Below are 23217 nucleotides of genomic sequence, written 5' to 3'. Positions count from 1 at the left end.
TTAAGATTCGGTTTTCGTTTCGCGCTTGCATGCCAACTGCTGGATGGCGGCTTCGATGTCGCCGCCGAGCTTTTCGGCAAGCTCCATGACCTGCATCTTTTCCGATTCCTCAGTGGTATAGGTCAAATATTCTTCGACCGAGGTTTCCGTGGCATAAACTGCCGACTGCACGCCTCCGAGCCCAATCCACACTTCCTTATAGCGGCGTTTAGGATCGTTCGAGAGGTTGATAGAGAGAATCTGCGCCCGCTCCTTGTCCGTCAGTCCCAGCAGACGTTGTATGCCGTCGAATTTCGAGAGGTATTTGCGCTGGTCCAAAAGGATTTTGCAGTCGGCGTTGTTGATGATCGACTCCTTGACGATGGGCGACGAGATGATGTCGTCCACCTCCTGCGTCACCACGACCGCCTCGCCGAAATACTTGCGAACGGTTTTATGTAGGCTAAGCACCCGGCGCCTTACCGTATTTCTACGGCAGGTTTCCAAGAACTCGCCCCCGAACCGGACTTACACCTCTCGGCGTATCCGGCTCTCCACTAATTTTTTTCAGTCTAAACTTTTCCCAGATGCCGCAGCCTGTGGCAACTCGGACACAACGCAATGGTCTTGCGTTTTCGGGCTGACATGAGCCGTTTCCAACTCTCTTTCCCTTTCAGGTCTTTGAGGTTGCGGACATGGTGCATAATCAGCTTGCCCGTTGCCCCACACAATTCGCATTTTTCCGCTTTGAGCCTGTCCGTCAAATTGGTTCGGCTCACGTCTGCAATAGAGTACGGTTCGATGTCGCAGCTTCCGTTGAACGCCGTTGTCCGGCGTTTGAAACTTGTCTTGTAAAAGGTTCGGGACTTGATTACCCCTTTCTGCTCGTACTTTACGGTGAACAGTTTGTTGAGACGGTACTTTTTGTTGATTTTTCGTACCGTGCTCCTATATTTGCCCGCAAATGTTTTATACATGCTGTACTCCATGATATATCTGAAGTTGTGCAGTACGACGCAGTTGTTGGCGATCAGGTAATAGTTGCAAAATCCCACTGTTTCCCGATTGTATCGGTCGAGGATTTCAAGATCGTCGTTGAATATCAATCCTGAACGGCATTTGGGTTTCCAAATCTCTTTCCCGTTGCGGAGCTTGATTTCCATAGCTCCGTATTCCAGAAGTTTGTCCCGCAGCGTTGCCATGCTGACATTCAGCCGGACACGCTTGCCGTAGGTGCGTCGCAGACGTCCTTGCACATCCCGTCGTTGATGATTGTTCCGTGTTACCGTAATCTCATATCCGAGAAATTTCGCCGATTTACCCGTATGGGTTATCAGCGTCTTTTCTTCGGACAGTTCGAGGGCGAGGCTTTCGGATAGGAATGATTTAATATCCTCCTTTATCCGCAGTGCATCCTCTTTGCTGCCGATTACACCCAGAATAAAATCGTCGGCGTAACGGATGTATTTGAGCCTGCGGTAACTTCCGTCCATTTCATCTCCGCTTGGAAATGCTGCACGTTCCTGTTCGATGGCTTTGAGTCTTGCGACCAAAGCCGCCTTCTCAGTCCCGTCTTTTACCTTTTTCAGTTTCCGCACAGTCCGTTTTCGTTCATTGGCCAAATCGTTGCTCTCTTTGCCCGGCCTGCGTTTGGTTCCCATGTCGAAATGTCGGATATACTCTTTCACGTACTTGTCTAATTTATCGAGGTATATATTCGCCAGAATCGGGCTGACGATACCTCCCTGCGGCATTCCGCTGTAAGTGTTGTGAAACGTCCAATCCTCGACGTATCCCGCTTTCAGGAATTTCCGTATCAGACGGATAAAACGGTCATCTGAAATGCGCTCCCGCAGGATTCCGACAAGTACATCATGGTCAATGTTGTCGAAGAACCCTTTGATGTCGCCCTCGATAAACCATTTCGCCCCGCTGAACGTCTTTTGAATATGAAGTAATGCTGTGTGACAGCTCCGTTTAGGTCGGAAACCGTGCGAGGTGGTCTCAAAATGTCCCTCGTAAATGGCTTCCAGAATCATGCGGACTACCTCCTGCACCAGCTTGTCTTCAAAAGCCGGTATTCCCAGAGGGCGCGTTTTCCCGTTTTTCTTCGGGATATGCACCCTCCGCGACGGGTGAGGCTGATAACTTTCGTCTTTCAACGAGGCTATCAGCGTTTCGATCCGGGCAAGGCTCATCTCGTCGATACTGCGACCGTCGGAGCCTTTGGTCGTACTGCCTCCGTTCGATGCGATCTTTTGGTAGGCAACATAGAACAACTCTTCGTTGAACAGAATCCGGTAAAGGCGTTCGAACTTGTAGCTCGAATCCTTACTGTGTTCGTTCAGACTGTTTAATACTCTTTCCGGACTTCTCATAATGTCTCTCACATTATCCATTAAATTGTATTAAAGAAAATTAGCTGCCTCCCTTCGCCATGTGCAGGGCGTTACCCTGCCCGGACTACTACGGAGGCTCCGTTACCGTGCCGGATATTCAGAGGTCTGCACCTCATAGCCTTACGGCGTTCCGGTTTAGGTAATCCCCGTTTACTTACTTAGTAACTGTTGGCATGATGGATTGTCGGATGCGATTTCCGTCCTTTACCATTTATCATGGTTGCTCTGCGGCAAGTTCTTGCTTGCGTCCGTACCTATACACCGGAGCAGTACCGCAGTATGACGATTTCAGTTACCTTACGTCATAGCCTTCAAGTAGAGCAGCTCGGACTGTCGTTCAAACAATTCGGTTTTCATCCTCATATCCATCGTTTCACCTTGCCGTTCAGTGGCAGTCTGGTAACTGACTGACTTACGACGTTCCCGACATGCTACACTCCCCGTCCGGTTTCCCTTTCGGATAAGTCGGGTGATGATAGGTTTTTCAAAGAACACTTACCTAATCCCTTGCCAGTGGGATATTTACTAAGCAGCTTGTACGGGCGCACAAAGGTAGCGTATGTAGGACGACATATTGGCCGAGGTGAGGGCCTTCCAGCACTCCTCGATGAGAATCATCTTGCGGACGCCTTTCAGCCGCCGCATCTTCGAAATGAAGGTCTCCATGATGATGAGCGTCACCACCGGCAGCAGCGTCCGGTTCGAGGAGATGTTGTCCAGCTCGAAGACGATGAAACGCTTGTCCAGCAAATCAAGCTGTTTGTCGGAGTTCAGCAGGTAGTCGTATTCGCCGCCCTTATAGTAAGGTTCCAGCACGTTCAGGAAATTTTCGAGGTCGAAATCCTTCTCGCGCACGCGCTTCTGCTCCAGAAGCCGCCGGTAGTCGGTTTCGACGAACTCGTAAAAGGTATCGAACGAGGGGACGATGGAGCGGTCGGTGCGGAGCTTCGAGAGGTAGAGGTTCACGGCGTTCGAGAGCGCCACCTCCTCCGAGCGCGTCGGCTCCTCGGATTCGCGTTTCCAAAGGGTCAGCAGCAGCGTCTTGAGCGACTCGCGCTTCTCCACGTCGTACACTCCGTCCTCGACATAGAAGGGATTGAAGGCGATGGGCGCCTCCTCGGTGTAGGTGAAATACACCCCGTCGCGGCCCTTGGTCTTGGCGTGAATCAGCGAGCAGAGCCCTTGGTAGGAGTTGCCCGTGTCGACCAGCAGGATATGCGAACCCTGCTCCCAGTACTGACGAACCAGATGGTTCGTCAGATAACTCTTGCCCGAGCCCGACGGTCCGAGGATAAATTTATTCCGATTCGTGATGACGCCGCGCTTCATCGGAAGATCCGAGATATCCAGATGAATCGGAATGCCCGACAGGCGGTCGGACATCTTGATTCCGAAGGGCGAGAGCGACGAGCGGTAGTTGGTCTCCCCGTTGAAAAGACAGAGGGCCTGATCGAGAAAGGTGTAGAAACTCTCCTCGGCAGGGAAGTCGGCCTCGTTGCCGGGAATCGCCGCCCAGAACAGCACCGGCACGTCCACCGTGTTGTGATGCGGCGTGCATCCCATCAGCGCGAGCTGCGAGCCCACGTCGTTGCGGATGCGCTTCAGCTCCGCTTCGTTCTCGGCCCATGCCATGACGTTGCAGTGGCACCTTACGGAGCGCAGCCCCTGCGAATGCGCCTCATTGAGGTACATTTCGATGTCGAGTAGGTCAGCCCCCTTACGGGAGCTTTCCCCTCTAAGAACCGTACGTGAGAGTTTCCCCTCATACGGCTCAAGCAATTCAAAACTTTTATTTGTAACTAAAAGCCGGCTCATAGTAACTTCCATTTATTTCTGTTAGTAATTCGGCTGCAATGATCATGTATTAGGACTTTCGCCTTTCTACTGCTCCCTGTCATTTCAGTAATTTTCCAGGGAGTTTCCCGTGTGATGTGCTTGCCACACACAGGGCAACATTGCATTTGCTGATTCCACAGGCGATAGATATATTGCTTGCCGTCTAAGTGTGCAAGCATTCTTCGGGTCTTGTATTGATCGAAGAAATCTTTCCAATCGGCATCATATGGGTTGGCCTCACTGCGGATTTTGATATGTCGCTTTATTTTCGTATCCGACAATCTCACAAGAGTGTGGTATTTATCCACTTTCCTGTTTTCAAGCGGTACGGCAAAAGTCCAGCTTCTACCTCTTACAGTGTGATAATACTTGTTGGCAATCCATCGTTTACCTTTTTTGGGATGTCTTCTGCGAGACCATCGCCATAGTTTGTTGAAAATTTGTGCATCTGTTTTACGGAAAGTTTCCGATGCAGAACACCCCTTGTAGTAGTTCGCCCATCCTCTAATGACTGGGTTTAGCAATCGTATCAAAGATTGTTGCTTAGAAGACTTGTTCTTGTCCACTATTTCACGAACCTTATCTAAAAATCTCTTTCGACTCTTCTTGGATGGTTTTGTGATAAACTTGCCTTTATATTTTCTGATATTGAACCCAAGAAAATCAAACCCTTCTTCTATATGAGTTATCTTAGTCTTTTCTTCTGATAAGGTAAGCCCTCTTGCTTGAAGAAACTCAATGACTAATGGTTTAACATGGTTCTCCAACAACTCCTTACTCTCTCCTGTGATAATAAAATCATCCGCGTAGCGAACAAGATTTATCATAGGAGTATAGTAATTTTTCTTCGAGCGGTTTATCGGAAAGCTATCGGCAAGCAGTTTTTCCAGTCCGTCCAAAGTCATATTTGCAAGAGTTGGGGAGATGATGCCGCCTTGAGGAGTTCCCTCCTCTGTCGGAAAAAGTTGCTTGTTGAAAATAAATCCACTTTTCAACCATTTACGGAGCAAAACTTTATCCATAGGGATATTGTCAAGCAACCATTCATGACTGATATGGTCGAAACAACCTTTGATATCACCTTCTAAGATCCATTGTGGGGATGTCGTCCTTGCCAGGTCATTGAAGCATTGTTGAACGGCATCTGCCGTGCTCCTTTCTTTTCTGAAACCATAAGAATTGGCATCAGCCGTTGTTTCAGCTACGGGAGCCAGTGCCATCAGATACAATGCCTGCATAGCCCGGTCTTTCATAGTTGGTATACCCAATGGTCTTAATTTCCCGTTACTCTTTCTGATATGTACTCGTCTCAGAGGTTGGGGTGTATAACCTCTCCTTTTCAGTTCGGTTATTGCACACACTTTAGCATCTGGCGTTTTCCATGTTACCATATCGACGCCAGCCGTTTTACTCCCATTATTGGAAGTTACACGTCTTACCGCTAATGCTTTAGCGTAAAACGAGTGGGTCAGTGTCCACTGCAAGGCTTTGACCTTGTTGTGGCGACCCTCTTTTTGAGCCTTTACAATACGCGCTTGTAGCTTTTGAACCGCAGCTTCGCATTTGAGCCAATTTATACTGTCCCATTTGCTCTGCGTTTGGTCAGTCGATGCACACGATTTTTTAATTTCGTTCATTTGCTTTTCTCCTTTTAAAAGTTCTAAAAGTTTCTTGTAAAGAATCACCTACCGCAGAAGTCAGCCTGCTTTCGCAGCGGGATGATGTTTCAATCCCTATTCACCCCATTACAGGGTGGCATTCGCTTTTTCTGCAATCCTATACCCGCACTCCATTCGGCATTCCTTACGGTCTGCTTACCTGTCATTGGCAGGAGAAATACGGGCTTACTACGTTCCGTGCAAGTAACTTATAAGTGGGTTAGGTTCTGTCTATTACACCGGCAGTACTCTGTTCGTGTATTCCCAGAATGGAGAGGAATAACCGACTGCTTCCCTTTTGGGCTGAAGCCTATCAGTATCTTTGGCTTCTTCAACCTTACGACGTTTAGACGACAGTTCGCTTACGCTAACCATACCACCCAAGCCAAGCTCCCTGACTGTATGATACTAACAGCCATTGTCTTTCCCTCACGGTTCTGACTGCTCCTTTCGGAAGGGCTACCTTGTCTGGACAGCTTTGATACAGTATATTACTATTGGTGCATCTGTCCATAGGCTACCGTTGACGAAACAACGGGTTAAATCTAAGTTTAACAATTACTTACACAGCGACGTATCGCACCCACTCCCGGTTGATGGCGTTCGAGCGCGAATAGGCCGCCAGCGAGTTCATGTTCCGGGCCGAGGCTTCGAGCCGCTTGAGCGTTTCGTCGTGGTCGTCGAGGAAGATCACCTGATTGTAGACATGGTTGCAGGAGAGCAGCAGCCCCACGGGCGCCGCGAAGGAGAGGCGGCAGTCCGAGCGGTCGGTCGAGAGGCGTTCGTAGCGGAAATCCGTCGCCACGCTCTGCGGCAGCATGTCCAGATCGGAGAGCGTGTGCATCGAGAGGTATTTGTCCCCGATACGCATCACGTCCGGGTCGAGACGGATATCCTCGTTGACGACCGGACGCTGTTCGTCCGAGAGGGCGAAGTAACGGGCCAGCAGCCCGGCGTCGTCCGCCGTGCCGACGATCTCTGCTTCCGTAAGCCGCTCGACGCGCACGAGGCCCGAATCGTTCAGGATGCGTTCCATCTGCTCCGCGGCCTCCAGAAAGCGCGTCACGGCATCCGTGTCGCGCATCTCCCGCGGGACGATGAAGCCCCGGCACAGCACGGACGAGGCGCTGGTCTGCCGCATCCGTTCGGGCGTGGTCTTCGTAACGAACAGGTAGCACGTATGGCGCAGGTAGGGCCGCTCGTTGAAATGACGTTCGTAAGAGCGGGCGAGAAAGCTCCGCTCGGAACCCTCCTCCGGAGCCGTGTATCGTTCTTCGATAAAGAAGTCCTGTTTGTGGACGACGGTGTAATCCGGCAGCACTTTCAGGGCTTTGAGCCATGCGCCGTGCAGTGCTTCGTATTCCTCGGCCGTGAGGGTGAAGAGTTCGGGCAGTGTGACGCGGTAGGCCGCAGTGATGTCGGCGAACTTGGAGATGATGCAGTTGTTCTCGACTCTCAGAAGTGGAAATTTCGATTCCAAGGTCGAGGTTTTCAGGGTTCCGCGCATAGGATTACAGTTTTACGGTTCGACGAAAACGCAACAGCCGCCCGACGGCCCGGCGGTGAACGATGCGCCGCGGATGCCGGCGCGAGGCCATGAGCTTCTGAAGCCCGTGGGGGCCGAAACGGCGGTTCAGGTAGAAGGTGCCGCCCGTGACGGCAAGGCCGGCCGTGAGGGCGAAGAGGATGCACAGGCCCTGCGGGACGCCGCTCATGTACATTCCGGCGAAGCAGACGAAGACGCCCAGAAGCCCCGCGACGAACAGCACGAGGTACTGCGCCGTGAGTCGTAGGCTAAGAACCCGGTGCCTTGCCGTATTTCTACGGTAGGTTTCCAAGAACTCGCCTCCGAACCGTGCTTGCACCTCTCGGCGCACACGGCTCTCCACTAACATATTCAGTCTATTATCCCGTGATGTATCTTGTTGTGACAGGGAATACATACAGCTAACGTCTTTCTCTGACGTCCAATCATTTGGATTTTCCATGGCTCTTTGCCTTTTAAGTCTTTGAGTCTTTTGACGTGGTGTATTTCAATGTTTTCCGTTGCGCCACACAATTCACACTTACCCGCTTTTAACCTTTGTATAAGGCTTGATACAGTGGTATTGAAAATCGTGTTGGCTACATAATCACAACTCGCGTCCATCGCGGTTGTTTTACGCTTAAAGCTCCCGTTGAAGAATACCCGCATCTTCTTTCCTCCTTTCTTGTCCTCATAGAAAACCGCAAAATCTTTGTGATGTCGATACTTTGCGATAATCTTTCGGGCTGTCGTACTGTACTTTCGTGCAAAAGTCTTATACAGACTGTATTGCATGATGTACTTGAAAGAATTCAGGTGTGAACTGTTATTTGCGATAGAAAAATAGTTTGCAAAACCTCGGATTTCTCTGTTATAGGCATCCAGTATTTCGAGGTCGTCCAGATGTAGCAACTTTGTCCGGCTTGTGGGTTTCCATTTCGCTTTACCCTCGAATTGATGAATTTCCATCGCCTCGTAGTAGAGAAGTTTATCCCGCATTGTGGACATTGGCACTTCCAACACTACCTTTTTGCCGTAAGCCTTAATAAGTACTCCCGATTTCTCGCCTCTTAACGTCTTATCCGTGAATGGTCGGACATAGATTTCATAGCCGAGGAATTTTGCCTTTCTATTGCCGTGCGTGATTAAGGTCTTTTCTTCGGAGAGCGTCAATTTCAGTTTCTCGCCGAGGAAATTCTTAATATCCTCTTTGATGGCCTCACAGTCCGATTTACTGCCAATCACTCCGATAATAAAATCATCGGCATACCTCACATACTTAATCCGTCTATATCCCTCGTCCATTTCATCGACAGAGGGTAAGTGCATCCTGTTTTTCTGATGTTGCTTAATCGCGTCAATCAGTTCCTTCCGAGTATCTTTATCCTTGGTTTGCTTCAGCTTTGTGCCGAGCCACCAAATTTTCCTGGAATACCGTTTGTACTCAAGGTTCATTGCCCGTCTGTCGCCTCTATCGAATTGACAGGCATACTCTTTCATGTACTTATCCAGCTTGTCGAGATAGATATTAGCCAGTATCGGGCTAATGATGCCACCTTGCGGTGTTCCGCTGTATGTTCTATGAAATGTCCAATCTTCGATGTAGCCAGCTTTCAAAAATTTCCACATTAGCCGGATAAAGCGGTCGTCTGCGATACGTTCTTTCAAGATTCCGATAAGTACATCATGGTTGATGTTATCGAAGAATCCTTCAATGTCGCCCTCGATAAACCACTTGGCCGCAGTAAAATTCTTCTGCACCTGTATCAGTGCGGTGTGGCAGCTGCGTTTGGGTCGGAAACCGTGCGAGGTGTTCTCAAAACTACCTTCATAAATTGCTTCCAACAGCATTCGCAATACCTCCTGCACTAATTTGTCGTCGATAGACGGTATGCCGAGAGGTCGCATGTTCCCGTTTTTCTTCGGGATGTACGTCCTTCTTGCCGGTTTTGGTTGGTACGACTCATCTTTGAGCGCATCAATCAAATTTTCAATCCGTTTCAGGCTCATTCCGTCGATAGTTTTACCGTCGGAACCTTCCGTCATATTTCCCTGCCTACCTTGTATATTATGGTAGGCGAGGAGAAACATCTCCGAATTGAATAGAACCCTGTAGAGCCGTTCAAACTTGTAGCTCGAAACTTTGCTGTGCTCTGACAGACTGTTTAATACTCTCTCTGGATTTCTCATAATGTCTCACACATTATCCGTTAATTTGTATTAAAAATGTTAGCTGCCACCCTTCGCCATGTACGAGGCTTTCCCTCGCTCGGACTACTACGGTGGCTCCGTTGCCATACCGGATTTTCATAGGTCTGAAACCTAATAGCCTTTCGGCATTCCGGGTTAGGCAATCCACGTTTAATTCTTCGGCAACATAGCTTTGATAGATTGTCGGATACGACTTTCATCCGTTTCTGCTTATCGCAGTTGTGCTGTAACCTGTTCTGCACCCAACCCTCCAAGGTCGAATCGAGTGTGTTACAGTATGGCGTCTGTAGTTACCTTCCGCCACAGTTTCGAGTTGTGCCACTTGGACTATCGTTCAATCAATCCAGACTTTATCCTCGTATCTATCTTTCATCTCCTGATTCAGTCGCATACTTGGTAACTGTATGACTTATCAGTTTATCGGCAGGCTATACTCCCCGTCCGGTTTCCCTTTCGGATAAGCCGATCGATGATAGGCTATCGAACACTTGCCTAACGTCTTGCTATCGACGCATTTGCCAAAGAACCATTACGTGCGCGCCCTGAAACTCGACTTGACGGCCGACTCCCTTGTTCACTTGGTATTCCGCCATCGTTTAGAGGAAGAACGAACGTAAGACCGTACCGACGATCACCAGAAAGACGCATGAGAGAAACAGCGCCGTGGCGGATTTCGAAGCGTCCGGGTCACCCGACGAGAATTTCGAGTAGACGCGCACGCCGCCGACCAGTCCGAGGATTGCCGCGACGGCGAAGATCAGTTTCGTTAGCGGGTCGAAATAGGACGTTACCATGTTCGTGGCCTCGCTGATGCCGGCCATGCCGTTGCCCTGTGCAAAGCAGGCGAGTGCGGAGCACAGGGAGAAAATCATGAAAATTGCTCTTTTTTTCATCGTTCAAGTAGTTTGGTTAAGGGTGTGAAAAAGGCCGCAGCCTGCTTTGGGAGCATTCTGCGACCGGATACATCGTATTTCCTGCTGCGGAAAAGGCGTCAGCCGTATTCGTTATTCCATTTCATGTCGTAGGTCGTTTTTAATTAAGCATAGGCCCGGATGTCGAAGTTGGCAATGGCCTGCCGCTCCTCGGCCGTGGCATCGCCCATGACGGCGCTCTCTCCGAAGTCCAGCTCTCCGAGCATCGCATGAACCTCCGCGTCACGGAGTTCTGCTCTGGCGGGGAGAGCCGGAAGCGGGAATCGGGCGCCGGCGGGCGCTTTGGGCTCCGCAAGTTCGCCGTCTTCGCCGATCGAGGGCCGCACGACAAGGGTGTTCCACCCCTGCATCGCGGACTTCTCTTCCGAAGCCGGGGCAAATATAGCATCTCCGCCTGCCGGGGCGGTGCCGATGTCCGCTCCAGTCCGCTCCAGTCCGCACCGATAGGATTTTGACACGAGAATTTCAGGAGTTTGACGGGGTGCAGTACCGGCATTCGGCGTGTGAGGGGCAGCGTTATGCCCGGTGTGTTTTTTCTTCGGACCTTTCAGATTGTCGACGACATATGACGCGAGCCGCCCCCGGAAAAACAACTGATCCAGACATACGGCGCAGGCGGCAATAAGAATTATGCTGTTCATGGCAGAAAGAATTTAGACGATGTTATGGTAATTCTGTTCTTGATGTATGCAGTTGATCTCGTCGCGGAACATTTCGAGATGGTGCCGTAGGATATTATCTACATAAGATGTTGCGGTCAGTCGCTCGCCGCCGATTTTTTTCAGGACTTCAAGGATTTTCCGTTTCGTAGGGGCACTGACATAAAGCGAGGCGCGGAGGTCGTAATCCACCCGGACAAGAAATGTTTTTTTGTAGTCGGGCAATGTCATCGAACGTCGCCATCGTATGTCCGGTACGGGAACACACTCCGGCTTCACATCCTGCTTTTCGGATACGACCGTTTCGGAAGGCGGAGAATCGGGATTTGAAGAATCTTCAGGTGCAGCGACAACGGATACAAGTTCAGTTGTCTGAGGTTGTTCCATCGAGGGCCATCCATCGCTATTTTCCGTTTGCACGGCAGGCATTGCACAATCGTCAGGTTGCTCCGAAAAGTGTCCGGCTTTATTATGACCTCGTCGCTTCCCGAGGTGCAGCAGCCCTAAGATTGACAAAACGATAATGCCTGTGCCAAGAGCGAGTAATGAAATGTCGAGGACACCGGACTCGGATAAAAAGCTGTAAAGCATAATTAGAAATTTTTAAGTCATTGTTAAACAAGTTTTTCAAAATTCCGCTTACGATCGAGCCGGTTTATATCGTCACGGAAAGTTTCGATGTGGTGCTGTAGAATATTATCCACATATGATGTCGCGGATAATCGTTCACCTCCGATTCTTTTAAGTATCTCCAGAATCTTACGCTTCGTCGATGCATTGACATAAAGTGTGGCTCGGATGCCGTATTCCACAGGAGTGAGAAACATTCGTTCATAATCGGACAAGGGTGGTGTTCTCCGACGGCGTGGCTCTTGTGCTGCGGGCACAGACGGGGTTTCATCCGGAATCTTTTCTGTGTCGATCTCCGGAACAGAGGGCGGTTCGGCGGGAATTGCGTCCGTAGCGGTTCCGGATGGGATCTGTTCCGGAATTACCCGTGTGACCTTTGTAGTGATAGGTAACTGTCCTGCGATCACCTGTTTTACAAGACTTTCGTCTACTTCGATTTTGGGTTTCTTGGCCATTGTTATCGGATTTTGAGGAGTGTAAGAATTTCTTCTGTGAGGATTTCGAGTTGCGCCTCACACGCAAAGGTTCGCGCCGGAGCCAGAAGTGTCGAGCGGCCGACTCCTGTATTGTCCGCAAGCAGCTCCTTGTTGAACTTCGAGCGGTAAGGAATGTGAGTTGTCATAAGCGACAACCCGAGCTTGCGGATAACGGCCTCGTATCGATCGTAAAGCGGCGTTCGTTCACGACGGTCTATCATCGTCCAGAAAAGATAGACGCTTTGTAAAGTAAGGGTCGGATCTTGGGCAAGGTTAGTGGTGAGACTCCGGGCAAAGGAGAGCGTACTTTCCATGACGACCTTGTCGGCTTTCATGGGCACAAAGACAGCGTCCAGCGACGCGAGCAGCCGAATGACACCTTCGGCATTGACCGTTCCCGGCAAGTCGTAGAGAATGATACGGGGATGGTAGCCGCTTTGCAGCAGCCGCTCGACTTCTTCGGGGGCTTCAGGCGGCATACATTTCAGCACAGGCCAGAGCTTGCGGCCCGTCGCTTTGAATTGACGTACCAGCAACAGCTTGTGGTAATCGTCATGCTCGATGAGCGACAGTTCCCGCTCACGTTGCGCCTGAACGGACCATTGGGGATAGTCGCAGTCTACGACCAGCACGTCATAGCCTAATGTGTAGTGCAGATGACTGGCGAGTAACATCGTAAATGTCGATTTCCCGATGCCCCCTTTTTGATTGCAGATCGAAATGCTTGCTTGTTTCATTGCTTGTGTGTTTAAATGGTTGTTTGGGTAACTATGCGTCTGTCAAATCATTTATATATACTACCTTATATTTGGACGAATAATTGGATGATTATTCGGTCTGCCGCCCTTTCGTTCCTTTGCGCAGATACTCGGTTAAAGATTCGGGTATCCGTCTGAACCGATACTTATTTTGCGATTCGCGCAGTTGCCCGAATAATCAATCCTGCCGCAATATACAACAGGGTAAAACGCTTCGGTTCCGATGTCCGCTCCAGTCCGCTCCAGTCCGCACCGATGGCTTTTTTTTGCCCTGTCCCGTCCTGAAAAAGGTTTACAGAAAAGAGTAAATCTTATGCAGCAAAAAACGAATTCAGACTTATCACGTCATTATTTATCGCGTCAGTTGCGTCATCTGATTTTACAGGAGTATTTGAGCGGAGTCAAGACGGCTCGCCAACTCTCCGAAGAACATGGTATTCCCATGTCTACGATTCATAAGATGGGTCAGCGGTGGAAAGCGAAAAATAGTTGTAGCTTTGTGAGTACCCCTAATCCTTATCCGATCATGTCCCGCGTTACGAGTGAAGAAGCCAGTGAATTATTATCCGAGAACAAAGCCCTTCGGCGGCGCTTGGAAGAGGCTTTATTACGTCTGGAAGGCTATGAGATCATGGGAGATATCCTCCAAGAAGAATACGGTATCGACCTGCTAAAAAAATCCGCAGCCGGACAGTCCAGCGTCTCAAAGAAAGACACACAGCAATGAGCCTGTCGTTTCTGTGCGGGTTGTTCGGCTATACCCGTCAGGCCTATTATAAACATTTACGGCGTAATAGGGAAGGATCTTTGTCCGACACCCTTCTTTTGGAGCGGGTGGGTTACTACCGGAAACTGATGCCCAGGCTCGGCGGTCGTAAACTGTGGCATTTGCTGCAACAAGACGGATTTCCGGTCAGTCGGGATCGGTTATTTACGCTGCTTTCGGAAAACAATCTTCTGGTCAAACGTCGGAAGAAATACAGCGTTACGACCTGCTCGCGGCACTGGATGCGTAAATATCCGAATCTGATCCGGGGTTTCGACCTCGAGCGGCCGCATCGTTTATGGGTCGGAGATATTACGTACATTTCTTTGAAAGAAGGATTTGCATATCTGGCTTTGATAACGGATGCCTATTCCAAACGGATCGTAGGCTATGATCTGAATACGACATTGGAACGGGACGGAGCGCTCCGTGCACTGAGGATGGCCATAGACCAGACTCCGCAGCAAAAACGGCAAGGGTTAATCCATCATTCGGACAGAGGATGCCAATATTGTTCGAAAGAATATGTGAAATTGCTGACCGATAATGGGATTCGCATCAGCATGACTGAAAAGGGCGATCCGTATGAGAATGCCGTTGCCGAACGGGTGAACGGTATTCTGAAGAGCGAATGGATCGACGAGGAATGTTTTGAAAGTTTTCAGGCAGCAAAAGAACGCATCGACCAGATCGTTATCCTTTACAATTCACTCAGACCTCATGCCAGCTGCGATTGGCTTACGCCCTTGGAAGCGGAACTTAGAACCGGGAAACTCAAACATCATTGGGGCCGAAAGACGGTTGTTCGGAAGGCATATGTAAACTTATATCAGGACAATATTTTTTGAACCAAAATGTTTATCTTTAATTATCAATCACTGTAAACCTTTTTCAGGACGGGACACGGCGGTGACGCTGATGTACGCCATAAATCGGAAAATAGAGAGATAAAAATTCTATTTGCTTTTTTATCAGATATTCACTATATTTGTATAGAGTTGTTTGACAGGATGAACCTCGATGTAAGTTTATTCAAGACTTGCGTTTCTAAATCATTACCTCATAAAAAAACAACGCCGTAACTTATTAGGTTACAGCATTGTTTTGTAAATCCCCGGAACTTCAATCGAATATCGAGGGTTTTTCTTTTGTGATGTATAGCCGGAAAAGTAGCGGTGGTACACAAGTGGTACATAAATGGTCGCCATCCGAAAATTTCAATCTCAGTCGTTAAGTATTTGGTTGTTGGGCGGTTGCTGTATTTGGGTCTATGCAGTCGCTCCGAACAGGCAGATAATGAATTTTATCGGGTTCGCGGCTATATGAGCTGTAATCGCGTCGCAGTATCTTCTGTTCCGACGAAACAAAACGACCTGTCAATATGTTTTGGCAGGCCTTGCAAATTTTACTCTGCGGATGTCCCGATCAGCAACAGAATCGAATAGTCGGTTTCCGCCAGTTTTGCATCTGTGCCGCAACCCCAGACGATATTTACCTGCGGGGCAAATTCGTGGATGACGGTTAAGAGGCTACATAGGTCGTCGAAACTAATTTCCGATGCGGGATGATAGCTTACTTTTATAACCATGTCGAGGTCAGCTCCGATGTGCAGGGCTTCCAATTCGGTGCGGAGTTGTTCCGCCAAGACGGGCATTGCACCCTCGACCGTAATTAGGGCACAAGATGCCGCGCTATTCAAAATACGGTCGAAATCGTTCCGGACGATTTGCACCATGTCGTCTTCCGACGGGCTGAATCGGGTGTCAAGATAGTGCCTGATTTCTTCTTTGGTTTTCATGTGATTTTGTTTTTGGGTAATACATTCCGGCTGTGAATACGCAGGTCGTTTCTGCCGATATGTACTGGTAGATCGCCGTTGCGGCTTGCTTATTTAAGCCCTATACACAGGCTTGAAACAGGCGGTTAATGAATTTTATCGAGTTTCCGGCTACATGAGCCGTAATCGCATCGCAGTATCTTCTGTCGGGATTTAACAAAGCGACCTGCCGGGTTGCGGCAGGTCGGGACAACTAAGAACGGTCGGGATAAAGACTCAGAAAGGATGTGGATAACAACTTATAACTATGTGCTTTATCCTCGACCGGAATTATATACGAGAAATTAATTTTATTCCCAATTACCAATATCATTATCGGCTTCATCTGTCGAGCCGAATTTGATGCCGGGATAACGGTCGAAAACATTTACTTCTTCATCAATTAGATTGATTATTTCCTGCCGGTATTTAATCGTATCGAGGAAGAGTTTGTAGGGGGCACGAACTTCTATGAAAGGGCCGGTACGATTAGAGGATGTCTTGGTAAATCCGGTTTCCAAGATAAACTCGTTGTCGGAATTGGGAATGTAACGGAGTTGCTCGATGTCGCATCTTAATTCGGTTGGATTTGCATGAAGAAATCTCTCCAATTCGTCGAAATCTTCGGCATAACGCTGATATTCGGCTCTGAACGCACGCTGAGCGGTGCGGACATCCTTGATGCGTTCGATGACCTGTGCTTTGCGTTCTTTTAATTCGTTTTCAAAATGGATAGGTGTTGATATTTGGGGACTCATAGTACTTATTGCAGCAAATAGAATCGGCAATAGAGAGATGATTAATCCTGCTATTGCTCTGCCCTTGGGGTTAATGCGGAGGCCTATAATAGAAAATATTAGTCCCAATAACCATAAATTCCCTATTAAGACTGGTAAAATAAGTGTGAAAAACAGACTCTTATCGTTTAATGAATTTATGATGTACCCTTCGAAAGAAAATAATATGAACGACATAAGGACTAATACAAGTCCGGCTGTTCCAATGCGATTATTTTGTATTTGAGTCTGTTCATTATTGTCTGAGCTAATAGTTGTATTCATGGGAAAAGATTATAAGTTGAACGTAAGAACGCTGCGGCATACACTAAAGGTGCTATTAATATTCTTCATGAGAGAGGTAATAATAGACAAAACAAGAGCCGATTAAGAATAGTAACAACATGACTGATGAAATAATTATTCCTGCCGTTGTTAGTTTCGTTTGACGATAAGTTGCTCCAATGCAGGAAATAATAAGGGATGCTGGCGATATGACACCACTTCCAAGAATTGAAAAAAGAGATAGTATAAATCCTAATTTACCCATGTTATACATTGCTTTTTCTGTCGCTTGGGTTGATGTTAAATTTGCTGAAATATTGTTTGTGATTCTTTGCATATAGTTAATTTTTTTATATATTACAATAAAATTGAGGCTATACCGGCAAGGGTTCCGACCAGTGCAACTAAAATAATCAGGTCGATTATTGAAATGATAAAGCCCGTAATCGCTAAGCCTCGCGGGCTTTTGAATATGCCGATGAAAGACAGTATGAATCCCAGAAACCAAACCACCCAGCCTACTCCCGGGAACCATGGTAGAATCAGGGCGATAAGAGATAAAACGAATCCGGCGGTTCCTGTCCCGTTAGATTGACGAACGGGCTGCTGAATGATGATCGTCTGGTTATGATCTGTCGGTGATGTGGTTCTCGGATTCGTGGTCGGGCAGATTGGATGCCCGCATTTTAGGCACGACGGGGCGTAACGGGATATTTCCGTCCCGCAGGCCGGGCAATGAATCAATAGCGGTTCTGGTTGTGAGGTTTCGACTGTCGGCAATTCATCCGGTGCCTGCGGAACTTGGGACGGAGCAGTGGGCGAAATAGGCTTTTTACGCAAGTATCGAAACGTGAAAACGAATAAAAGAATGATGATGATTGTAAATACAATGCCGCTCACTCCACCGAGGTATTCCTGCCATACAGGTGAGTAAAATTCTTCCATAGTTTTATTATTAGATAGTAAAGGTAGTGTTACATGGTTGTTTTTCTCCAAAGCGAAGTCGGGGTTTCTTCTCCGTTCATGTTTGTAGACGTAACTTCTCCGATCTTTTCAATCTGCAAATCCCTGCTGTTGTGACCGAGATAGATGCCTATACGGTTTGCGATGATTACATTACGATTCCGGATGTCGCCTTCGTCCGCATGTGCGATCAGCATACGTTCGTAATAGTCTCTGAAATCCTGCGGAAAAGGATTGGTGATCCGGTGCGAGTCAAAGGTAGGTTCGGCAATGTTCTCGTAAATGTACTTGTGCAGCGCATCGTTACCTAATTCTTTGAGGATCACATAAGCAGTAATTCTTGTCATGGTAATAACCGTTTATTTATCAATCTTGAGGATAATTTTAATTGTTTTTCTGCGCTTTCTCTCTACGTCGGGCCTCTCGTTTGGCCTGACGTTCGGCTTTGCGGCGTTCCTTTTCCGTCAAAGCGGGCGTTTCGGAATAGGTCTCCGTGACGATGCTATTATCTTGTTGGGTCGGGGGCGTGGAAACAAGCGGCTCTTCCACCTCAATATCATCATCGAAGGATGTTTCCGTTATGGGTTCGACTGAGGCTTCTTTCTGCGGCTTGGATGCGGTGGTTGAAGTCGGTGCGGAAACACTCGGATGCGAACTTTTCGGGACATAGGGCGGTGATTGGACTTTTACTTCGTCCAAACGTTGCGGTTGTTCCGTCCGGCTCTCGACGGCTTTCGGTTTTTTGTCTTCCTTACATGATTTGAATCCGCCGCACAGTCCGATGACAAGAGCAATAATTATCGTCGCTACGATACTACCGCAGCCGAACTTAGATTCTTCCTCGACCTCCTCTATTATGAATTTTCTGCCCATATTGTTGAAATGTTAAAGTTTGATCCACATGCGATTTTTTGTTGGATTGCGGTTGTCGCTCTGCCTCTGCCGAATATCGCCTTTTTGAAGTAGATCGGTTCGGCCGGAAAGATACCATCGGGCAACCCAAGTATGGATAGCTCGATAAGAGCCGCTTCTTCGTAGCACGGTTGCATATTCATTGGGGAATAACAGCCTGAATGCTGTAATAAAATCGTTGGAATCGAACTCGCGGCCGAGCTTTCCGAGGATTTCGTGGATGTGATTATCCAAGAATGCCTGTAAGGTGTCCTTGTAATAGGTCATAGCAACAAGTTTTTATGTTGCCATCCGGCTCCTGTATGGCTGGGTTAGTAGCAAAAAGAAAGCGTGGAGTCGATTTCGTCTATCTAACGGAAGGTTGTAGCAGAACCCATGTAAGAATAAACGAGGCAATATCCCACGCTCGAATAGATATGGGATATGGGCGCACCGAATGCGCCCTGCCATGATCTAAACAAGAATGAGTGCTGTTCGTCGTCCTTTGCTATTGAAAATTGCCACATTTTCTTTGAAAGGCGTGCGAAAAACACTTCCAGTATGTCTGCCGCAGTCCTTGCGGACATCGGCAGTGACAAAGTTAGAAATTATTTTCGCTCGAACAACACTCGATGGGGTATCGCCGTATAAATTTCGGTGGAATCGGCCTCGGGAGTCTCTACGTTCCGAGGCCATCATAAAAAAAAGCCGAAACCCCTCGAAAAGGTTCCGGCTCGGCGTGCGGGACGGCGGGCTACTTGAACGTCACCCCGTGTTTCTTGCAAATCCATAAGAAGGTCTCGATCCCGATTTTCCGGCTCCGCAGACATTTGGCGAACTGCTCGTCGCAGTCGGTCGGGTAATACTTCTTGGAGTGCATGCTGACCAGATGAAATAGCCGCAGCCCCTCCTCCTTGCCGTATTCGTGTGCCAAGGCGCATCCGATGCAATACCAGTCGTGATAGTCGTCGGTGATATCCTTCTTCTCTTCACGGATTTTCTGGATTAATTTATAGACCTTTTCATCGAGCAGCTTCTTTTCCCGGGCCGTCCGGACTTTGGCCCTTGCGGTTCTTTCTTTCAGCACGCCCCGATAAGGCTTCGCGTGCGGATTGATGTATGGATAGGCATCGTAACTGGCTCCCCGCAAGCGGCAGACATCGCAACACCCTTGGTCGGCGACGAGTCCCGTTTTCTCGTAGATCTCCCGAACCAGAGCGTCGAACTGTGCCAGGTGCATGTCCGGGTGAGCGATGCGGAAAATCAGGTACAAGCCATTCCCGCTGATCGACATACTTGCACACAACAAGCTGTCGAAGGTCTTGGCGACGAGTCTCTTCTTATCGAACCACTCCGGCCCGAATACGCCGTTGTCCTTGTGGTCGATGTCGATGCATATGAACCCGGTGTGCTGAACCAGCCCGTCACGGCTCCGAGTCTTGAATATCCCGCTGGGAGTGATGCACGGCAGGTTGCGTTTAATTCGTTGGCGAACCTTCTCGTTGGAGGTCGTGCGGAACGCGATAACCTGCTCCTTGAATTTGGCAGTCTTACACCACTTTATCAGGTCAACATCGCCGAGTGGTTTCTGTGCGAAGTAGTTCTCGAACACGGAGACCCTGATCTGAGGGAGTTCCGGGGGATTCGAACTGACTGTTTGCCTTTCTATGTACCCATTGTCATATTCGTTTTCTTTCATGTTAGAATTATCTTTTAGGAGCGACCTATTCATATTGTATATCGTTGAGTATTCGTAGATTGTCATTTTCTTCGTCTTCGGTTTTTGTGAAAAATTCGTTGAGTTCTTCGTCGTTATTCTTTTTGATTGCCTTCTTTTTGTACTTTGCTTGCCGTTTCCGTTCGTTGGCATCCAGCTGGGGACGGATCAGTATGAAGGTTCGCATCTGCTCCCCGTTGAGATCCGTCGGTTCCTCGCCATAGAGGGCGTATCTCATAATCACATCATAGAGATGTAATCTTGCCCTGTTCTTCATCGAGGCCAGCGCTTCATAAAAGGTACGGTAGAAGATGAACCCTTCACGGGGCGGAACCTCCGGGTCGAATGCGGGCTTGGTCGTTGTTTTTTCATTTTTCATGACTAATGTTTTTTTAATTGTTTTATTTTCCGGATGTTTTCCTGTTCGATCGTCGGGTGTGATTCGCTCTGCAACCAGTCGAGAATCTCCTCACGGTTAAAGTAAAGTTTGCGGCCTTTATGCTCCGGTTTGTGGAACGGTATCTTTCGTTCACTTGTGAGCTTATAGACCGTAGAGATACTGTACCCTGTAAGCCGGGCAACGTCGGCGGCTGTCAGCACCTCTTTGTCCGGAGCGCGGCTCGGAGTTAGATGCCCCATAATTTTGTCGATTGATAAGATCTCTTTCAATTGTCCCACCGTCAGCATGGCGATCGGAGTGTCGTCGGTAATGTTATTCATATTCTTGTAAATAATTTAAAAGTTTACAACCTAATTTACCGGCCGAACTATTTAATAGCTCTTAATAGAAATAATCCGCTGTTTAACAGCGGATTATCTAATGTTCTTTTTTCCTATATGGGTTCATGTTGTGGAAAATCTTCATAAATGGCAGGAATATGTTGAATATTAGTAGCATATCGACCTTGTTTTGGCTCTTGAATAATTTGTACAGGACATCGTATATATGATAGATCGTAGCGTTTGAGGGTGCATGAGTTTCTCGGATTATTTGTGTTCGAGAAATTTTGTCCACATTAAAATAGACGTGGTGGTAGTAGAACATACAATAGCCTATATACATCCAAATTCGGAAATCGGCCTTGGATTTGTCGAAGATGCTATTTCTGAATATAGAGAAAGTCCTTCCGCATCTTTTACATAAGCGTAATTTTTCATTATTCTTTCTGAAAGGGCCGTTTTGACAGCTGCCGCAATGCGGGCATCGTCGCTTTTTGGGCTTTGATTCAATATCAAAATCAACACAAGTCTTGGCGTACAGTTTTATAAGACTATTTTCGGTGGGGAACCGTTTGATGAACCTTTTATAACTGACAGGCGATGATTGGAAAAAATACATATTCGGTTGATTTTAAATCGTATATTTGTGCTAATAGCGTAAAAAGGCGAGCAGAATTAAACCGTGATGGCCGTTAGAGAACTTTCGCCGCCTCGTTGATCACTCTGTTGTCGAAGCTGTCGAGGTATATGTTCGTGGTTTCCAGATCGGCATGGCCGAGCATCTGTGAAATCACCTCGCGTGGGATGTTGTTGCGCTGCAAGGTCATGGCCGCCGTATGGCGGGAGACGTAGCTCGTCAGGTGGAAATCAATTCCGAGCTCCTCGGCGAGCAGGCGCAGGTATTTCTGATACTTGCTGTAACGGGTTCGAATGTGCATGTAGAGCCGCTCGCCCGTATAGCCGGAGCGGGTGACGATCGGCAGCAGAAAATCGTCCACGGTCGGCGAGGCCGCTTGCAGGCTTCCGATCAGTTGCCGGATCGCAGGCGTGATCTTGATCGAAATCGGTTTGACACCTTTCTGCCGTTTGATCTTTTGCCGCTTGTAAACGATATAGTCGCCGTCCTCCATTTGTTTAATATGGGCGGCCGTGAGCATCGCCATGTCGATGAACGAAATGCCGTAACAATAATAGGAGAATAGAAACAGCTTGCGGGCGTATTCGCATTGCGGATTGCTGGCCGTGCTGCTTTTGAGTTTCGATAACTTGGCGGCAGGCAGGTAGCGTTTGGCGGTCGCCTCTTCGAGTTTGGAGACCTCGAATCCGCCCCGTCCGAACGGATAGGTTGCCACCGAGCCGACGCCCTCCGCATTGGCCCGGTTCAGAATGGCCCGTAACGCCTTGAAATAGAATTTGCGCGTGTTGCCGCAACAGCCCCGCTTTTGAAGAAACATATCGAATCCCCGGACATAACGCAGGTCGATGTCGGAAAAGAGCCGTTGATCCAGCTTCCGGTCATAGCTTCTCAACATGTCCTGCGTCTGCTTATAGGTTTGGGAATTGCCGATATGTCCCGTCGCGTGCAGTTCCGCGATACGGTCGGTGAAATAGGCGTTGAACTTTCCCTGTTTGGAGGTATTCAGAAAGGCGTCCTCGAACTGGTTCAGCGTCCAGTCGATACCCTCTATTTCGAAACGTTCGACGATCTCGCGGGCGCGAACCTTGTACTTCGCCAGCAGCGCATTGTCGGCTTCGCGTTGTTTATTCTCGGCCTTCTGCTCGGCTCCTTTCAGGTTGCGCAGGATGATGAATTGCTCACCGGCCTCGTCCCAATATGCGGGATCGGCGTAGAGATCGAGCGCGATGTATTTGCGCCGCTTGTTTTTGGTGATACACAGCCTGACGGCGTAACGTCCGTTGCGGTCGGCTTTGTCGTGACGACGGGGAAATCGGATGGAATGTGCCATTCTATCTGCATTCGTGTTAATAAAAAGATGATTGCGCCACCGACATTGCGTTACGAGTTATGAGTTACTTGCAATAGAATGGCAACAACTATCTCAGCACTAACCGTATACGCGGGATTATCGATTCCAATTATACGATTACAGAATAACTCGCACGTGGCATTGCAAAAATAGAACGGCAATTAAGGGATTCCAAGTATTTTAAAATTTTGTATCTTGAATTTTGAAATTAGATATCGCTTAATCACAATAG

General features: G+C 48.4%; 22 protein-coding genes and 3 pseudogenes. 2 read left to right on the top strand and 23 right to left on the bottom strand.

Features of this window, described 5'->3' with window-relative positions:
- The 12 genes and pseudogenes from ALFI_RS03390 to ALFI_RS03335 all read right to left on the bottom strand — a co-directional run.
- Positions 1 to 441 (bottom strand): annotated as a pseudogene (locus tag ALFI_RS03390) (TraG/VirB4 family ATPase); the annotation flags it as partial.
- Positions 442 to 551: 110 nt separating this feature from the next.
- Positions 552 to 2357 carry a reverse transcriptase domain-containing protein gene (locus tag ALFI_RS03385; protein ID WP_014774765.1) on the bottom strand — a complete coding sequence of 602 codons (1806 nt, stop codon included), beginning with the start codon at positions 2355 to 2357 and terminating at the stop codon, positions 552 to 554.
- Between the two features lie 555 nt (positions 2358 to 2912).
- A pseudogene (locus ALFI_RS03380) lies at positions 2913 to 4076 on the bottom strand (TraG family conjugative transposon ATPase); the annotation flags it as partial.
- A 113-nt stretch (positions 4077 to 4189) separates the two neighbouring features.
- Positions 4190 to 5851 (bottom strand): group II intron reverse transcriptase/maturase, encoded by a 1662-nt coding sequence (ltrA, locus tag ALFI_RS03375; protein WP_004319152.1) that lies wholly within the window; start codon positions 5849 to 5851, stop codon positions 4190 to 4192.
- A gap of 601 nt (positions 5852 to 6452) precedes the next feature.
- Positions 6453 to 7379: pseudogene (locus ALFI_RS03370) on the bottom strand (TraG family conjugative transposon ATPase); the annotation flags it as partial.
- Between the two features lie 4 nt (positions 7380 to 7383).
- Positions 7384 to 7767 carry a DUF4133 domain-containing protein gene (locus ALFI_RS03365; RefSeq protein WP_139022503.1) on the bottom strand — a complete coding sequence of 128 codons (384 nt, stop codon included), beginning with the start codon at positions 7765 to 7767 and terminating at the stop codon, positions 7384 to 7386.
- A gap of 2 nt (positions 7768 to 7769) precedes the next feature.
- Complete coding sequence (gene ltrA, locus ALFI_RS03360) at positions 7770 to 9587, bottom strand: group II intron reverse transcriptase/maturase (RefSeq protein ID WP_014774764.1); 1818 nt, start codon at positions 9585 to 9587, stop codon at positions 7770 to 7772.
- Positions 9588 to 10204: 617 nt separating this feature from the next.
- Positions 10205 to 10501, bottom strand: a complete 297-nt coding sequence (locus tag ALFI_RS03355; protein ID WP_014774763.1) for a DUF4134 domain-containing protein — start codon at positions 10499 to 10501, stop codon at positions 10205 to 10207.
- Between the two features lie 143 nt (positions 10502 to 10644).
- A complete protein-coding gene (locus tag ALFI_RS03350; RefSeq protein WP_014774762.1) occupies positions 10645 to 11181 on the bottom strand; it encodes a hypothetical protein in 537 nt (178 codons plus the stop codon).
- 12 nt (positions 11182 to 11193) lie between these two features.
- Positions 11194 to 11790 (bottom strand): DUF3408 domain-containing protein, encoded by a 597-nt coding sequence (locus ALFI_RS03345; protein ID WP_014774761.1) that lies wholly within the window; start codon positions 11788 to 11790, stop codon positions 11194 to 11196.
- A 23-nt stretch (positions 11791 to 11813) separates the two neighbouring features.
- Positions 11814 to 12284: a DUF3408 domain-containing protein gene (locus ALFI_RS03340; protein WP_014774760.1), complete on the bottom strand. Its 471-nt coding sequence runs from the start codon at positions 12282 to 12284 to the stop codon at positions 11814 to 11816.
- A 2-nt stretch (positions 12285 to 12286) separates the two neighbouring features.
- Complete coding sequence (locus ALFI_RS03335; RefSeq protein WP_009596771.1) at positions 12287 to 13042, bottom strand: ParA family protein; 756 nt, start codon at positions 13040 to 13042, stop codon at positions 12287 to 12289.
- 244 nt (positions 13043 to 13286) lie between these two features.
- Between ALFI_RS03335 and ALFI_RS03330 the strand changes: the two genes are divergently transcribed.
- Together ALFI_RS03330 and ALFI_RS03325 are read left to right on the top strand one after the other, a co-directional pair.
- Positions 13287 to 13790, top strand: coding sequence for a hypothetical protein (locus ALFI_RS03330; RefSeq protein ID WP_014774759.1), 504 nt, complete (start codon positions 13287 to 13289; stop codon positions 13788 to 13790).
- Positions 13787 to 14677: an IS3 family transposase gene (locus tag ALFI_RS03325; RefSeq protein WP_014774758.1), complete on the top strand. Its 891-nt coding sequence runs from the start codon at positions 13787 to 13789 to the stop codon at positions 14675 to 14677. Before ALFI_RS03330 ends, ALFI_RS03325 begins: the two co-directional genes overlap by 4 nt.
- Positions 14678 to 15234: 557 nt before the next feature.
- On the opposite strand, the gene ALFI_RS03320 is transcribed toward ALFI_RS03325, so the two are convergent.
- The 11 genes from ALFI_RS03320 to ALFI_RS03265 all read right to left on the bottom strand — a co-directional run bounded on the left by ALFI_RS03320 (position 15235) and on the right by ALFI_RS03265 (position 22964).
- On the bottom strand, positions 15235 to 15627 hold the full coding sequence (locus ALFI_RS03320; protein WP_014774757.1) for a hypothetical protein: 393 nt from the start codon (positions 15625 to 15627) through the stop codon (positions 15235 to 15237).
- Between the two features lie 329 nt (positions 15628 to 15956).
- Entirely contained in the window at positions 15957 to 16706 is a 750-nt protein-coding gene (locus ALFI_RS16160; RefSeq protein WP_051087668.1) for a hypothetical protein, read from the bottom strand.
- 55 nt (positions 16707 to 16761) lie between these two features.
- A complete protein-coding gene (locus ALFI_RS16840) occupies positions 16762 to 17043 on the bottom strand; it encodes a hypothetical protein (protein ID WP_147619860.1) in 282 nt (93 codons plus the stop codon).
- A 20-nt stretch (positions 17044 to 17063) separates the two neighbouring features.
- Positions 17064 to 17651, bottom strand: coding sequence for a zinc ribbon domain-containing protein (locus tag ALFI_RS17665; RefSeq protein WP_014774755.1), 588 nt, complete (start codon positions 17649 to 17651; stop codon positions 17064 to 17066).
- Between the two features lie 29 nt (positions 17652 to 17680).
- Positions 17681 to 18016, bottom strand: coding sequence for a hypothetical protein (locus ALFI_RS03305; protein WP_014774754.1), 336 nt, complete (start codon positions 18014 to 18016; stop codon positions 17681 to 17683).
- A 37-nt stretch (positions 18017 to 18053) separates the two neighbouring features.
- On the bottom strand, positions 18054 to 18542 hold the full coding sequence (locus ALFI_RS03300) for a hypothetical protein (RefSeq protein WP_014774753.1): 489 nt from the start codon (positions 18540 to 18542) through the stop codon (positions 18054 to 18056).
- A 12-nt stretch (positions 18543 to 18554) separates the two neighbouring features.
- A complete protein-coding gene (locus ALFI_RS03295) occupies positions 18555 to 18848 on the bottom strand; it encodes a hypothetical protein (protein WP_014774752.1) in 294 nt (97 codons plus the stop codon).
- Between the two features lie 466 nt (positions 18849 to 19314).
- Positions 19315 to 20259 carry a PriCT-2 domain-containing protein gene (locus ALFI_RS03285; RefSeq protein WP_009596678.1) on the bottom strand — a complete coding sequence of 315 codons (945 nt, stop codon included), beginning with the start codon at positions 20257 to 20259 and terminating at the stop codon, positions 19315 to 19317.
- A gap of 25 nt (positions 20260 to 20284) precedes the next feature.
- The gene (locus ALFI_RS03280) at positions 20285 to 20656 is read right to left on the bottom strand and encodes a DUF6291 domain-containing protein (RefSeq protein ID WP_009596692.1); all 372 of its coding nucleotides are present in this window, start codon (positions 20654 to 20656) and stop codon (positions 20285 to 20287) included.
- Positions 20657 to 20658: 2 nt separating this feature from the next.
- The gene (locus tag ALFI_RS03275) at positions 20659 to 20997 is read right to left on the bottom strand and encodes a helix-turn-helix domain-containing protein (RefSeq protein ID WP_009596689.1); all 339 of its coding nucleotides are present in this window, start codon (positions 20995 to 20997) and stop codon (positions 20659 to 20661) included.
- A gap of 692 nt (positions 20998 to 21689) precedes the next feature.
- Positions 21690 to 22964 carry a site-specific integrase gene (locus ALFI_RS03265; protein WP_014774749.1) on the bottom strand — a complete coding sequence of 425 codons (1275 nt, stop codon included), beginning with the start codon at positions 22962 to 22964 and terminating at the stop codon, positions 21690 to 21692.
- Positions 22965 to 23217 lie beyond the last annotated feature (253 nt).

Source organism: Alistipes finegoldii DSM 17242, assembly GCF_000265365.1.
Classification (GTDB): Bacteria; Bacteroidota; Bacteroidia; order Bacteroidales; family Rikenellaceae; genus Alistipes; species Alistipes finegoldii.
This window is presented reverse-complemented; position numbering and strand designations above follow the sequence as displayed.